11 protein-coding genes and 1 pseudogene are annotated in these 13,302 nt (G+C 60.5%); 6 read left to right on the top strand and 6 right to left on the bottom strand.

Going from position 1 to position 13,302, the window contains the following annotated elements:
* The first annotated feature begins 149 nt into the window (after positions 1 to 149).
* Positions 150 to 1,061: a LysR family transcriptional regulator gene (locus AS026_RS17425; protein WP_018117257.1), complete on the top strand. Its 912-nt coding sequence runs from the start codon at positions 150 to 152 to the stop codon at positions 1,059 to 1,061.
* Positions 1,062 to 1,298: 237 nt separating this feature from the next.
* Here the strand turns inward: AS026_RS17425 and AS026_RS40105 are convergent.
* Both AS026_RS40105 and AS026_RS17420 read right to left on the bottom strand, forming a co-directional pair.
* Positions 1,299 to 1,495: pseudogene (locus AS026_RS40105) on the bottom strand (oxidoreductase); the annotation flags it as partial.
* A gap of 35 nt (positions 1,496 to 1,530) precedes the next feature.
* The gene (locus AS026_RS17420; RefSeq protein WP_062370757.1) at positions 1,531 to 2,268 is read right to left on the bottom strand and encodes an SDR family oxidoreductase; all 738 of its coding nucleotides are present in this window, start codon (positions 2,266 to 2,268) and stop codon (positions 1,531 to 1,533) included.
* A gap of 121 nt (positions 2,269 to 2,389) precedes the next feature.
* On the opposite strand from AS026_RS17420, the gene AS026_RS17415 reads away from it, so the two are divergent.
* From AS026_RS17415 to AS026_RS17405, 3 genes are read left to right on the top strand one after another with little or no spacing between them, the layout of a single operon-like run.
* Entirely contained in the window at positions 2,390 to 3,280 is an 891-nt protein-coding gene (locus AS026_RS17415; protein WP_062370755.1) for a LysR family transcriptional regulator, read from the top strand.
* Between the two features lie 46 nt (positions 3,281 to 3,326).
* Positions 3,327 to 3,647: a hypothetical protein gene (locus AS026_RS17410; protein WP_025660014.1), complete on the top strand. Its 321-nt coding sequence runs from the start codon at positions 3,327 to 3,329 to the stop codon at positions 3,645 to 3,647.
* 28 nt (positions 3,648 to 3,675) lie between these two features.
* The gene (locus AS026_RS17405; RefSeq protein ID WP_018117252.1) at positions 3,676 to 4,266 is read left to right on the top strand and encodes a DNA-3-methyladenine glycosylase; all 591 of its coding nucleotides are present in this window, start codon (positions 3,676 to 3,678) and stop codon (positions 4,264 to 4,266) included.
* A gap of 3 nt (positions 4,267 to 4,269) precedes the next feature.
* Here the strand turns inward: AS026_RS17405 and AS026_RS17400 are convergent, their stop codons facing one another.
* Genes AS026_RS17400 through AS026_RS17390 form a run of 3 tightly spaced genes read right to left on the bottom strand, consistent with a single transcriptional unit; the run spans position 4,270 to position 7,487 of the window.
* Positions 4,270 to 5,811 (bottom strand): DHA2 family efflux MFS transporter permease subunit, encoded by a 1,542-nt coding sequence (locus AS026_RS17400; protein WP_018857345.1) that lies wholly within the window; start codon positions 5,809 to 5,811, stop codon positions 4,270 to 4,272.
* Positions 5,804 to 7,030 (bottom strand): HlyD family secretion protein, encoded by a 1,227-nt coding sequence (locus AS026_RS17395; RefSeq protein ID WP_025660016.1) that lies wholly within the window; start codon positions 7,028 to 7,030, stop codon positions 5,804 to 5,806. The genes AS026_RS17400 and AS026_RS17395 overlap by 8 nt, the downstream gene beginning before the upstream one ends.
* Positions 7,023 to 7,487 (bottom strand): MarR family winged helix-turn-helix transcriptional regulator, encoded by a 465-nt coding sequence (locus tag AS026_RS17390; protein WP_018857343.1) that lies wholly within the window; start codon positions 7,485 to 7,487, stop codon positions 7,023 to 7,025. Before AS026_RS17390 ends, AS026_RS17395 begins: the two co-directional genes overlap by 8 nt.
* Before the next feature lie 400 nt (positions 7,488 to 7,887).
* Here AS026_RS17390 and AS026_RS17385 point away from each other — a divergent pair, with 400 nt between their 5' ends.
* Together AS026_RS17385 and AS026_RS17380 are read left to right on the top strand one after the other, a co-directional pair.
* Positions 7,888 to 9,063, top strand: a complete 1,176-nt coding sequence (locus AS026_RS17385; protein ID WP_025660018.1) for an efflux RND transporter periplasmic adaptor subunit — start codon at positions 7,888 to 7,890, stop codon at positions 9,061 to 9,063.
* Complete coding sequence (locus AS026_RS17380) at positions 9,060 to 12,254, top strand: efflux RND transporter permease subunit (protein ID WP_025660019.1); 3,195 nt, start codon at positions 9,060 to 9,062, stop codon at positions 12,252 to 12,254. Before AS026_RS17385 ends, AS026_RS17380 begins: the two co-directional genes overlap by 4 nt.
* On the opposite strand, the gene AS026_RS17375 is transcribed toward AS026_RS17380, so the two are convergent.
* Positions 12,249 to 13,256: an acyltransferase family protein gene (locus AS026_RS17375; protein ID WP_025660020.1), complete on the bottom strand. Its 1,008-nt coding sequence runs from the start codon at positions 13,254 to 13,256 to the stop codon at positions 12,249 to 12,251. The two genes, AS026_RS17380 and AS026_RS17375, sit on opposite strands and share 6 nt — an antisense overlap.
* Positions 13,257 to 13,302 lie beyond the last annotated feature (46 nt).

Below are 13,302 nucleotides of genomic sequence, written 5' to 3'. Positions count from 1 at the left end.
CCCACATAACGTATTGCGAGCCGAGATGGCTTGCAATTTGTGAAGAAAAGATATTGTTATTCCATTGTCGGAATAAGAAGCCATAGAGCGATTACACTGTTCCGAATTTCGAACAATACCGCAGTGCAATCTGCTTAGGTGATTTTCCGATGGACCAGCTCTCGGCAATGCGCGCCTTCATCCGCGTCGTAGAGACGGGCAATTTCACACGGGCCGCCGACACGCTCGCCATGCCCAAGGCGACGGTGACCAATCTCATTCAGGGGCTTGAAGCACATCTGCATACCAAGCTTCTCAACCGCACCACACGACGCGTCATGGTGACGACCGACGGCGCGCTCTACTACGAGCGTGCGGCGCAGATCGTCTCCGAGCTCGAGGAACTCGACGGCAGCCTTTCGAACTCGCAAGGCCTGCCGACCGGCCGCTTGCGCGTCGAAATGGCCGGCGCTTTCGCCGACTGGATTGTCGTCCCGGCGCTTTGCGATTTTTACCAGAAGTATCCGGACATCAGGGTAGACCTGGGCGTGGGCGACCGCACCGTCGACTACCTCGCGGAGAACGTCGACTGCGCGCTTCGCGCCGGCACGCCGGCCGACCAGTCGCTGATCGCAAGACGTGTCTCGGAGGTCGAAATGCTCACCTGCGCGGCACCGCTCTACATCGAGAAATTCGGCATTCCGACTCGCCCCGAGGAGCTGGAAAACGACCATTATTCAGTGAGTTACTTCCGCGCTCAGACGAACCGGACACTTCCCTTCGAATTCCGCAAGGACAATGAGGAACTGGAGATCAATCCGCGCTACCTGCTGTCGGTCAATGACAGCCGAACCTTCGTCAATGCGGCGCTGAACGGGCTAGGTATTGCCCAACTGCCGCGCTTCATGATCCGCGATGCGCTGGCCAAGGGCGACCTGGTGGAGATCTTGCCGGAATGGAGCCGCGAACCGCTGCCGCTCTATATCGTCTATCCGCCGAACCGCCACCTCAGCAACAAGGTCCGTGTCTTCGTCGACTGGCTGGTGAAATTGCTCTCGGATGCCAAGCTGAATGATGCCTGACGCAATTGCGGCCCGGAAGGTGTCCCTTCGACGGGCCGCAACAGTCGATCATCGAATTCCTTTCAGACCCTGCCGCGTCACCAGGGAAATGGCTCGGCCGGTATCTGAGGTGGCGCCCGAGTTGGAGGTCTTCCCAGTCGCCTTTACGCAAAATATAAGCCTGGTTTTTGCCGTTTGTTAAGTACTGATTTATGCACAGCAGGTTCGCAAAACCGGAACAATGGCCGGTATCACGGTTTAGTGAACGGCCGGTTTGAGAAGATCCTCCAAGCCGATCCGCCGGAACATTTCGGCGCGAACCCGATCAGCGACTCCAACGACGATCTCGGCACCGTCCTCTGACGGATCGATATGCGTGCGGAACGGACGCGTGCCGAACGGCATGAGGATAGCCTTGGCATTGCCATCGCAACCGTGCCCGCATCGGCATCGGCGGCGGCGGGCCAAACCCGCCGCGGGGAGCCGGAGGTCAGATGATGCCACCGTTGGCACGCAACACCTGGCCGTTGATCCAGGCGCCGTCGGGACCTGCAAGGAACGAGACGGAGGCGGCGATATCTTCGGGCGTGCCCAGGCGCTCCAGCGGGTTCATCTTGGCCATGCGGGCGATCAGTTCCTCCGATTTCCCATCAAGGAAAAGGTCGGTTGCTGTCGGCCCGGGAGCCACGGCGTTGACGGTGATGTTACGGCCGCGCATTTCCTTCGACATGATCGCCGTCAGGGCTTCGACGGCGGCCTTGGTCGCGGCGTAGACGCCGTAAGTTTCCAGCTTCAGGCCGATGATACTCGTTGACAGATTGATGATGCGACCACCGTTGCGGAGGCGCTTTGCGGCTTCGCGCAATGTATTGAACGTGCCCTTCAGGTTCACGCTGACATGGCGATCGAAATGGGCATCGTCAGCATCGGCAATCGACGAAAGCTGCATGATACCGGCATTGTTGACGAGCACATCGATGCCGCCGAAGGCTGCTTCTGCCGCATCGAACATCCGGCTGACAGCCTCGGCATTGCTGACGTCGGCCTGCGCCGTCAGAGCCTTGCCGCCGTCGCGCTCGATCTTCTGCACAAGCTCCTCGGCGAGTGCGACGTTTCCTGAGTAGTTGACGATGACGGTGAAACCGTCTCTGGCCAGACGCTCCGCGATTGCGGCGCCGATGCCTCTCGATGCACCAGTAACCAGCGCAACCTTGTTCTCATTGCCCATTGCCTCTCTCCTTCTTTCGTTGTGCTCAGCACGTTTCTGATGGGGAGAAGATGCCGCTTTTCAGTTTGCGGATAATCAATGATTATCTGGCATCACTATCCGAATAACGCGAACAAATAAGATGGACAGATTCGATGCCATGCGGGTCTTCTCCCGCGTCGTGGAGCGCCGGAGCTTCACACTTGCCGCAGAGGACACCGGCCTGCCGCGCTCCACGGTGACGGATGCCGTCAAACAACTCGAAGCACGCCTCGGCGTGCGGCTGCTGCAGCGAACCACGCGCCATGTCAGCCCGACGCTGGACGGCGAAGCCTATTACCAACGCTGTCTTTCGATCCTCGCCGACATCGAAGACGCGGAAGGCGCCTTTGCCGACGCCATGCCGAAAGGCATGCTGCGTGTGGATGTGCATGGCACGCTTGCCCGGCATTTTGTGCTGCCGAGCCTTCCGCATTTCCTCGAAACTTATCCTGATATCGAGTTCTACATGAGCGAAGGCGACCGGCTGGTCGACCTCGTTCGCGAGGGCATCGATTGCGTGTTACGCGTCGGCACGCCCCAGGACAGCGACATGGTAGCAAGACGCGTCGCCATGTTGGAGGAAGTTACCCTTGCAGCTCCCGCCTATGTCGAGAAACACGGCCTCCCCGAACATCCGGACAGGCTCGATGGCCACCGCATGGTCGGTTTCCGCTCGACGGCGACGGGCGGCGTGCTACCACTGGAATTCATCGTCGGCGGCAGCATCCGTAATGTCACCCTGCCCGCGACGGTGACGGTGAACGCCGCCGAGAGCTTCATGTCGGCTGCCAGGCTCGGCCTCGGCTTGATACAGGTGCCACGTTATCACGCCGAAGCGGATCTCGCGGCCGGCACGCTCATTCACGTCCTGCCGGATTTCCCGCTGACCGAAACACCGGTCTCCCTGCTCTATCCGCGCAACCGGCAGCTCTCGCCCCGCGTTCGCGTTTTCATCGACTGGCTGGTGAAGGTCTTTGCTCGACAATCCTAGCGAAAAGCGTTTCACTTACAGTGACTGTCAGAGCTGGAGAATTTTCATGACCATCACAGACGTCACCGTGCATCCGAAGGACGGCTGTTTTGTCGTCATCTTCACGGATCAGTCCGGCAACAACATATCGGTCACGCTCTATGCCGCCGCCTCTCCCGGGCTAACGAGCGATAATGCGATTACCCGCGCGAGGGCATTGCTCGCAACAACACTGCAGAGTTCGCAAGCCGATGGCACACGCGGCAAGGATGCCGCGCTTCTCGAAGAAGAACTGGAAGAAGGCCTCGAGGATACCTTTCCGGCAAGCGATCCCGTCTCGGTGACCGGATCCTCCATTTCTGCTCATGACCCAAAGGTCGGTCATTAGTGCCTCATGGACCGGAAGCCTGAAACAGATGACACATGGCGTCGGTGCGATCGGCGCCACTCCCCTCGCCGGCCCTGATCTCACGCGCTTTTTCGAGCGCGATGCGATTGCCGTCGCCCGGGATCTGCTGGGCTCCCATCTGCGCGTCGGCGATGTCGGCGGCCGCATAACCGAGACTGAAGCCTACTTCCCTGACGACGAAGCCTCGCACGCCTTCCGCGGCCCCACGCCGCGCAACCGCGCCATGTTCGGTCGACCTGGCAATGTCTACATTTATCGCATCTACGGGATACACTGGTGCCTGAATTTCGTGTGCACCCCCGGCTCGGCCGTGCTGATCCGCGCAATCGAGCCGGAAGCCGGCATCGCGACGATGATCGAACGCCGCAGCAACCATGCGCTGACGCAGCTCTGCAGCGGCCCCGGCAAGCTCTGCCAAGCGCTCGGCGTCGATCTCTCCCTGAACGACAGGTTGCTCGACCGGTCGCCCTTCTCGATCGCTCCTTCGGCTCCCGTCGAAATTGTCGCCGGCCAGCGGATCGGCATAACGAAAAATGCCGAAGCGCCATGGCGCTTCGGCATCTCAGGATCTCGCTATCTCAGCAAACCGTTCCGCTGAGGCTCATTCCATGACGGCGCTGTGATCCATGGCAGGTGCCACTTTCGGCTTGCGCAGCAGCAGCGCGAGCGGAATGACCGCCAGCGACATGAGCATCAGCAGCTTGAAGTCGTCTATATAGGCGATGATCGTCGACTGCAGGGTGATCACTTCGTTGAGAGCCGCACGACCGGCCGCAGTCAGCGGATTCAGCCCCTGTGCCGCCGTCGCCTCGAAGGCCCGGTTGAACGGCGTCACATAGGCAGCGATGCTCTCGTGGTTCACCTGGGCGTTCTCGACGAGAAGCGCCGAAACGATCGAAATGCCGACGCTCGAGCCGATGTTGCGCGACAGGTTGTAGAGGCCGGTGCCGTCGCCGCGCATGTGGGCGGGCAGCGTCGAAAAGGCGATCGTCGTCAGCGGCACGAACAGGAAGCCGAGCCCGGCGCCCTGAATGAAGCCGACGGACACGATCGTCCACTGCGAGACATCGGGTGTCCAACCGGTCATGTCATACATCGCCCAGGCCGTCAGCCCGAGTCCGGTCACCAAGAGCAGCCGCGAGTCAACTTTCCCGATCAGCTTGCCGACGATAAACATGCAAAGCATCGTGCCGAGCCCACGCGGCCCCATGACGATGCCCGCGGTGATGACGGGATATCCCATCAGCGTCTGCAGATAGGGCGTCATCAGCGCCAGCGAGGCGAGGTAGGTGATGCCTATAACAAAGATGAAGAGCATGCTCACCGAGAAGTTCCGATCGAGGAACAGCTTCGGATTCACGAACGACTTTTCGGCCGTCAGCGTATGCACGATCAACAGATAGAAGGCAGCGGCACAGACGATCGCCTCGATCATGATCTCGCCGGACGCGAACCAGTTCAGCTGTTCGCCGCGGTCGAGAAAGAGCTGCAGCGACGCGATGCCGAGACTCATCATCCCGAACCCGAACCAGTCGAGCTTCGCCAGCGCATCGAGCTTCGTCTCCGTAACGTAGATCACGATGCCGGCAAACGCCAGCGCGCCGATCGGCACGTTGATGTAGAACACCCAACGCCAGCTGATATTATCGGTCAGCCAGCCGCCGATGACGGGTCCCAGGACCGGCCCGACCATGACCGAGACGCCAAATAAGGCCATGGCCGAGCCTCGCTCCTCGGCAGTGTAGATGTCGAGGAGGATGCCCTGAGAGAGGGGAACCAGAGACGCGCCGAACAGGCCCTGCAACAGGCGGAAGGCAACAATCTGGTTCAGCGATTGCGCAAGGCCGCAAAGAACGGAAGCCGCGACGAAGCCGGCGATTGCCGCCAAAAGCACCCGCTTGCGACCGAACTTGGCGGCCAGAAAGCCTGATGGCGGCGTCATGATCGCGGCCGCCACGATGTAGGAGGTCAGGACCCAGTTGATCTGGTCGGCGCTCGCCGAGACGCTGCCCTGGATATAGGGCAGCGCGACGTTGGCGATCGTCGTGTCCAGCGCCTGCATGATCACTGCCAGGATGACGCAAGCCGTGATCGCGCCCCTGTTGGCAACCAGGGTGGCCGGTGATGATGCAGCGTTACTCATGGTCCTTGCCGCCAGAGCGGCCCAAAAGCTTGGAAACGAAATCCGGAAGGCCACGGGCGCGGCCCGTATCGACATCGACGACGGTGCTCATGCCGACGCGAAGCGGCGGCTTGCCTGCCGCGTGATCGATGCTGACGCGCATCGGAATGCGCTGCACGACCTTGACCCAGTTGCCCGTCGTGTTCTGCGCCGGCAGCAGCGAGAAGCTGGAGCCGGAGGCCGGGCTGATGCTCTCGACCTTGCCCTTCCACTCCACGCCCGGATAGGTGTCGACATAGATCGTCACCGGCTGGCCCGGCTTCACATAGGTCAGTTCCGTTTCCTTCGGGCTCGCGGAAATCCAGAGGTTATTGTCCGAAACCAGCGAGAAGGCCTGCGTGGACGCCTGCAGGTAGGAGCCCGGCTGCAGCGAGTTGACGTTCGTCACGATACCATCGAACGGCGCCTTGACGACGCTGTGGTCGAGTTCGCGCTGTGCGTCGTCCACCTTCGCCTTGGCTTCGAGATAGAGCGGGTTCTGCTCAACCGGCTGATCGGCATTGCCGCCGAGCTGGGCCAATGTTGCTGCCGCTTCGGCCTTTGCGACGGCGACCTTCTGATGGCCCGCATCGAGATTGTGCTTGGCCTGATCATAAGCAGTGCGCGTCGCGGCCGAGCTGTTCAGCAGGTTCTGCTGACGGTCGAACTCGGTCTGATAGTACGGAATATCAGCTTCGGCCTGCGTGATCTCGGCAAGCGACTGCTGATAGCTGGCCTTCAGATTGAGGATCTGGTTTCGGACGGCGCCGAGCTGCGCCTCCGCACCGTCGAGAGCAATCTTGAAGGAATCCTGCCGCAGGCTGAAGAGCACCTGGCCCTTCTTCACGGCTTCGTTCTCATGCACGTTAATCTGGTCGACGATACCGGAAACGTCTGTCGTCAGCCCCACCATGTCAGCCTGGACATAGGCATTGTCGGTCGACATGATCTGTCCGCCATTGACGTAGTAGTAGCCGCCAACGACGAGCGCGACGGGCAGCAGCGTGAACAGAACGGGGCGCGTGAGACTGCGCCGGCGGCGGACCTGAGTGCCGCCAGGCGCAGCCACAGCAGTAGCGGGCGCTGAATTGGATGAAGGCGCCTCGGCTACCGTTTCCTCACGAGGAGAAACATCGTTTTCTTCAACTGGGTTCTTGGCATTTGCGTCTGTAACGACGCGCAGGGAGGACTTCTCAGCCATGTTTTGTCTCATTCTCGGCTACCGGGGATCGGCAGGCCTGCACCAGGTTCGTCTTCATTTCGGTTAGAATGTCGAACAGCTGATCGCGCTGCTCGGAAGGGATGCCGGCGAATGCCTCGCCGCGTGTCAGATCACCAAGCTCGCGCATCTCGGCCAGAAGCGGATGGGCTTCCTCGCGCACATAGAGAAGCCAGATACGGCGATCGGTCGGATGCTGCCGGCGCTCGATGAGACCGCGATCGGCGAGTTTGTCGAGAATGCGGACAAGCGTGATTGGCTCGATTTCCAGGATCTCGGCTAATCCGCTCTGGTGGATCCCCTCATTGCTGCGCAGATAAGCCAGGGTCTGCCACTGCGACCGCGTCAGCCCAAGGCAGCGCGCACGCTGCTCAAACCGCTTGCGAAGCAGCCGTGCGACGTCGTGCAATAGGAAGCCGAGGGTAGGATTGCTGTTCATGGGAACCAGTGCCGATAATTCATAAGCACACTTATAATACGCTCAGATATATTAAGCGTGTGCATAGCACAATAGGCGCTTCTCCAGATTCCGCATCTGCGGCCAAAATGCCGCATGAGAATACGCGCAGAGATTTCTGAGGGCTTTCGCAAATTGCAACCGTGTGGCATTTGCAATTTCGAGCGGCAGCCGTTTAAAGTAGAAATCCAGAGGGTTACCGGCGGCCGACCCATTTTTCTCGATGGTAGGGCCGGAACGCGGCCGAACGCCGTGATCGTGAATTTACAATGGCATAGGTGAATGAGGGCAGAGCCTTTGTTCAGAGACATCAAGACATGAATCGCATCACATCAGCATAAGCGACGGCAGCGTTTGCGGCCGTCCGGATAAGGAAACCGCCATGCCTTCCTCCCTTCGACGACTGCTGACTATTGGCACCCTGACTTTCCTGCCGTTCGCTTCGGCGGTGGCGCAGCAGCCAGGCTCTCCCCCTCCCGTCTCTGTCGCCAAACCTGTCGTGCGCGATGTCGTCGACAACGATGAGTTCATTGGACGCTTCGAGCCGGTCGATCAGGTATCGGTGCGCTCGCGCATTGGCGGCTACCTTCAGGAGGTTCACTTCACCGACGGCGCGCTCGTCAAGCAGGGTGACCTGCTCTTCGTCATCGACCAGAGGCCATTCGTCACTGCCCTGAACGAGGCGAATGCGGCACTGGAGGTGGCCAAGTCGACGCTCGTCTATGCCGAAGCGCAATTCAAGCGGGCCGAGAGCCTTGCGACGAGTGGTAGCCAGTCGATATCGATCCTTGACGACCGCCGGCGCGAATGGGTTTCGGCACAGGCAAACGTCCGTGGAGCGCAAGCAACGGCCGATCGCGCGGCACTCGACCTCGAATATACTAAGATCACAGCGCCGATCAGCGGCCGCATCGACCGCCGGCTGATCTCCGTCGGCAACCTTGTTCAGGCTGACCAATCGATTCTGACGACCATTGTCTCGGTGGATCCCATCGACTTCTATTTCGACGTCGATGAACGCCGCCTTCTCAACTTCGCGCAGACTGCCCGCGACCGCGGGGTCGATCTGCAGCAAGGCGGTGGCGGCGTGGAGGTCGAGGTCAGGATCACGGATTCGACCGAGAAGCCATTCAAGGGCAAGCTGGACTTCGCTGAAAACAGGATCGACAGCGAGACCGGCACGAAGCGCATACGCGCGCGCTTCGACAATCCGAACTACGTGCTCCAGCCGGGGCTGTTCGGTCGCGTTTCTGTCGAGGCATCAAATGTTTACAAGGCGATCCTTGTCCCCGACGAAGCAATCGGGTCCGACCAGAACCAGCGCGTCGTCTATGTCGTTGGAGAGGATGGGACGGTCACTGCAAAGCCCGTCCGCCCGGGCCCGCGCCTCTACGGCTATCGCGTCATCCGCGAGGGCATGGACGGCAACGAGACGATCGTCATCAATGGCCTGCTGCGAGCCCGCCCCGGCTCCAAGGTCACGCCGCAGGTCGTCGAGCTACCGCAAAGCCGTGAGGAGATTGCGCCAGAAGCCGCCGGCCTGGAGCTCAGCCGATGAGATTTGCACACTTCTTCGTCGACCGCCCGATCTTCGCGTCGGTGCTCTCTATTGTGCTGCTGATTGTCGGCGGCATTGCCTATTTCCAGTTGCCCGTGGCGCAATACCCGGAGATTGCACCGCCGACCATCGTCATCCGCACCTCCTATCCCGGCGCTGACGCCGAGACGATCGCCAACACCGTGGCGACGCCGATCGAGCAAGAGGTCAACGGCGTCGAGGACATGCTCTACATGTCTTCCTACTCGACGGCCGATGGCTCCATGGCGCTGACCGTGACTTTCAAGCTCGGCACGGACCTCGACAAGGCGCAAGTGCTTGTCCAGAATCGCGTTGCCATCGCCGAGCCACGCCTTCCCGAAGAAGTGCGGCGCATTGGCATCACGACGGCAAAAAGCTCGCCCGACCTGATGATGGTGGTGCATCTGCTGTCGCCGAATTCCCGATACGACCAGCTTTATGTCTCCAACTACGCACGCACCCGTATCCGCGACACGCTGGTTCGTCTTGACGGCGTTGGCGACGTCATCCTGTTCGGTGAACGCGAGTATTCGCTGCGCATCTGGCTCGACCCGCAGAAACTGTCGGCTTATGGCATGACCGCCAGCGATGTCGTCGACGCGCTGCGCGAACAAAACGTGCAGGTCTCCGGCGGCTCGATCGGCGGGCCGCCGGCCGCCGGCACCAACGCCTTCCAATATACGGTGACGACGCAAGGACGTTTTTCGGATGCCCGACAGTTCCGATACGTCATCGTCAAAGCGACCTCCGAGGGGCGTCTCGTCCAGTTGCAGGATATCGCCCGCATCGAACTCGGCGCCAAGGACTATGTCACCAATAGCTATCTGAACGGCAAGCCGGCGGTCGCGCTCGGCATTTTCGCGCGTCCCGGCACCAACGCGCTTGCAGCCGCGGCCGAAATCAAGAAGACGATGGACACAGTCGCCCAGGATTTCCCGCAGGGCCTTAGCTACGACATCGTCTACAACCCGACCGAATTCATCGCGGAGTCGATCAACGAGGTCTACAAGACGATCGCTGAAGCCGCCCTCCTCGTCGCCATCGTGGTTCTCATCTTCCTACAGTCGTGGCGAACGGCAATCATCCCCATCGTTGCCATCCCGGTCTCGCTGATCGGCACCTTCGCGTTTCTGCTTGCCTTCGGGTTTTCGCTCAACATGTTGACGCTGTTTGGCCTCGTACTGGCGATCGGCATCGTCGTCGACGACGCCATCGTCGTGGTCGAAAATGTCGAGCGCAACCTGGCAAAGGGAATGACGCCGCGAGAGGCGGCGCATGTGACGATGAACGAGGTCGGAACGGCAGTCGTCGCCATCTCTCTCGTGCTGATCGCCGTGTTTGTCCCAACGGCCTTTATCCCCGGCATATCAGGCCAGTTTTATCGTCAGTTCGCCGTGACGATCGCGGTCGCAACCGCGATCTCGGCATTGAATTCCCTGACCCTCTCGCCAGCGCTCGCCGCACTGGTGCTCAAGCCACACGAGGAGCACGAGAAGCGGCGCAATCCGATCGCGCGTTTCGGAAGCGCGCTTGCGAATGGATTCAACAATGGGTTCGACAGGCTCAGTGCCGGCTATTCATGGATCGTCCGTCATACGGTGCAGACAGTCGCAGCACTCTGCGTCGCACTGCTGATCTTTATCGGCCTGCTCGGCGCCACATATTATATGAGCAGGATCGTTCCCGGCGGCTTCGTCCCGGTCATGGACCAGGGGTACGCCATCGTCGTCGTGCAACTCCCTGACGGTGCAGCGCTTTCACGCACCGACGCGGTCGTCGAGCGCGCTTCGGAGATCATCCGCAACACGCCTGGCGTCAAGAATGCTGTTGCCTTCTCGGGCTTCAGCGGCGCAACGTTTACCAACGCTTCCAACGCCGGCGTGGTCTTTGCCGCCTTCGACACCTTCGAAAACCGTTTGGAGCATGGCGAGACGGCCACGAAGATCATCGGCCAGCTCTATGGGAGCCTGCAGGCGATCCAGGAAGCCTTCATCATCGCCATTCCGCCGCCGCCGATCTCGGGCATCGGCAATGCCGGCGGCTTCAAGATCCAGCTGATGGATCGCGAGAGCTCCGATATGCGCCGCGTCCTCGGCGTTGCCTATCAGCTGATGGGCATGGCGAACCAGACCGAGGGTCTGACGGGTGTCTTCACGACGTTTTCCGCCAACAGTCCACAATATTTCCTCGAAATCGACCGCGACAAGGCGCGCACGCTGAACGTGCCGATCACCAACATATTCGACACGCTGTCGATCAATCTCGGCACATCCTATGTCAACGATTTCAATGCCTTCGGGCGTGTCTACCAAGTGCGCGCGCAAGCCGACCAGCAGTATCGCGTCGAGCGTGACGACATCCTCGCCCTCAAGGTAAGATCTGCGACGGGTGCACTCGTCCCGCTTGGCACGCTGGTCGACATCCGTGATACCAGCGGCCCATCCCTCGTCCAGCATTACAATATGTATGTGTCCGTCCCCGTGCAGGGTAATGCCGCCCCTGGCGTTTCGACGGGCACCGCACTCGACAAGATGGAAGGCCTTGCCAAGCAGATCCTGCCGGCAGGAACGACCTTCGAGTGGACGGAAATCGCCTTCCAGGAGAGGAACACCGGCAATACCGCAATCTACATCTTCGCCCTGTCGGTGGTCTTCGTGTTCCTGGCCCTGTCGGCGCAATATGAAAGCTGGGTTCTGCCGCTAGCCATCATCCTCATCGTCCCCCTTGCGATCCTGGGAGCCTTGCTTGGGGTCCATCTGCGCGGAATGGACAACAACATCCTGACGCAGATCGGCTTGATCGTTCTGATCGGGCTGGCGGCCAAGAACGCCATCCTGATCGTGGAATTCGCGAGACAGGCACAGGACGAAGGCAAGTCAGCAACCGAGGCCGCCATCGAGGCCAGTCACCTGCGGCTGCGGCCGATTCTGATGACGGCCTTCGCGTTCATCTTCGGTGTCGTGCCGCTAATGATCGCCACCGGCCCCGGCGCCGAAATGCGCCAATCGCTCGGAACGGCCGTTTTCTCAGGGATGCTCGGCGTAACGATTTTCGGCCTGTTCCTGACGCCCGTCTTTTACGTCGTGTTGCGCGGGCGCCGGCGAAAGCCTGTTGCGCAGGCCGAGCCCGCCCCGCCCTCCGAGGAGGCTGCCACTGAGACTTCTTCATGAAGGGCGCCGCTCGACCGCGCTCGGTTTGAACAGGTCTGACGAAAAGATCTTCCGGAGCGGCTTCTCGACAAACTCGTAGGCTGCCGTTCCGAGGATCGTGCCGCCAATGACGGCAATTACGATCGTCGGCGTTGCCGACAGCCCGGCCGCGCCGGCAGCCTTGACGATCACGGAGATTGCCAGCGTGTGCCAGAGGTATATCGAATAGGATGCATCGCCGAGATAGGTGAGAAGCGGTACGCGGCCAATGCTGCCGTCCGCCTCGAGCGACACCATGCCGTAGACCAAAGCGATGGCCAGCGGCCCACAGATCGTTTCATTGAAATCGGCTCCGATCAGAAAGATCATGGCGAAGCCGACGAGTGATGCGCCAACGAATGCAAGGCCGAGACTGGTGCCTGCAATCCAGCGCCGGATCCACAATTCGGCGAGCAGCACTCCCCCGAGGAATTCGAGGATGATCGACCGGGTATAGGTGTTCAGCACGGGCGATGCAGGCTTGAACACCAGGCCGATCAGGAAGAAGCTCCCGAAAATGGCCGTCAGATAGACCAGTCTCCAGCGACGCGGCAGGAAGAGCGCGCCGGCAAACAGTATGTAGAAGAACATCTCGAAATTCAGCGTCCAGCCTTGGACGAGGACCGGCCAGATCTCGCCAGTGCTCGGCGAGTGGGCAGGAATGAAGAAAAGCGAGGACAAGATATGGGCGCCGGTCAGCTTCAGGTTTGGAAACAGACCGACGAGGGCGCCGGCGATCATCACGCTCGTGACCAGCCAGTAGGAAGGCGCAATGCGGCGAATGCGATCAAGCAGGAACCCCTGTGGCGTCATTGGGCGGCGGTCGCTGATGACCCACATGATGAAACCGCTGATGACGAAGAAAACATCGACGCCGGCGGCACCAATGGCGAAATGCTCACCGGTTCTTTCGGCCGCGTGGAAGACCACGACGGCAAGTGCCGCGAAGGCGCGCAGATATTGGATGCCGTAAAGTGTCTTCATCCGTTTCCTCGGAGAACCGGCCCAAGCCCGGTCGAAAATGCAATGA

Source organism: Rhizobium altiplani, from assembly GCF_001542405.1.
Classification (GTDB): Bacteria; Pseudomonadota; Alphaproteobacteria; order Rhizobiales; family Rhizobiaceae; genus Rhizobium; species Rhizobium altiplani.
Note: the sequence above shows the minus strand (reverse complement) of the source record. Positions and strands in the feature narration are given on the sequence as shown.

What these genes read in the sequence shown, in the direction of transcription:
- AS026_RS17375 (WP_025660020.1), bottom strand. Translation starts at nt 13,256, where the DNA reads ATGAAGACACTTTACGGCATCCAATATCTGCGCGCCTTCGCGGCACTT.
- AS026_RS17420 (WP_062370757.1), bottom strand. Translation starts at nt 2,268, where the DNA reads ATGGGCAATGAGAACAAGGTTGCGCTGGTTACTGGTGCATCGAGAGGC.
- AS026_RS17405 (WP_018117252.1), top strand. Translation starts at nt 3,676, where the DNA reads ATGACACATGGCGTCGGTGCGATCGGCGCCACTCCCCTCGCCGGCCCT.
- AS026_RS17395 (WP_025660016.1), bottom strand. Translation starts at nt 7,030, where the DNA reads ATGGCTGAGAAGTCCTCCCTGCGCGTCGTTACAGACGCAAATGCCAAG.
- AS026_RS17380 (WP_025660019.1), top strand. Translation starts at nt 9,060, where the DNA reads ATGAGATTTGCACACTTCTTCGTCGACCGCCCGATCTTCGCGTCGGTG.
- AS026_RS17400 (WP_018857345.1), bottom strand. Translation starts at nt 5,811, where the DNA reads ATGAGTAACGCTGCATCATCACCGGCCACCCTGGTTGCCAACAGGGGC.
- AS026_RS17390 (WP_018857343.1), bottom strand. Translation starts at nt 7,487, where the DNA reads ATGAACAGCAATCCTACCCTCGGCTTCCTATTGCACGACGTCGCACGG.
- AS026_RS17410 (WP_025660014.1), top strand. Translation starts at nt 3,327, where the DNA reads ATGACCATCACAGACGTCACCGTGCATCCGAAGGACGGCTGTTTTGTC.
- AS026_RS17415 (WP_062370755.1), top strand. Translation starts at nt 2,390, where the DNA reads ATGGACAGATTCGATGCCATGCGGGTCTTCTCCCGCGTCGTGGAGCGC.
- AS026_RS17385 (WP_025660018.1), top strand. Translation starts at nt 7,888, where the DNA reads ATGCCTTCCTCCCTTCGACGACTGCTGACTATTGGCACCCTGACTTTC.
- AS026_RS17425 (WP_018117257.1), top strand. Translation starts at nt 150, where the DNA reads ATGGACCAGCTCTCGGCAATGCGCGCCTTCATCCGCGTCGTAGAGACG.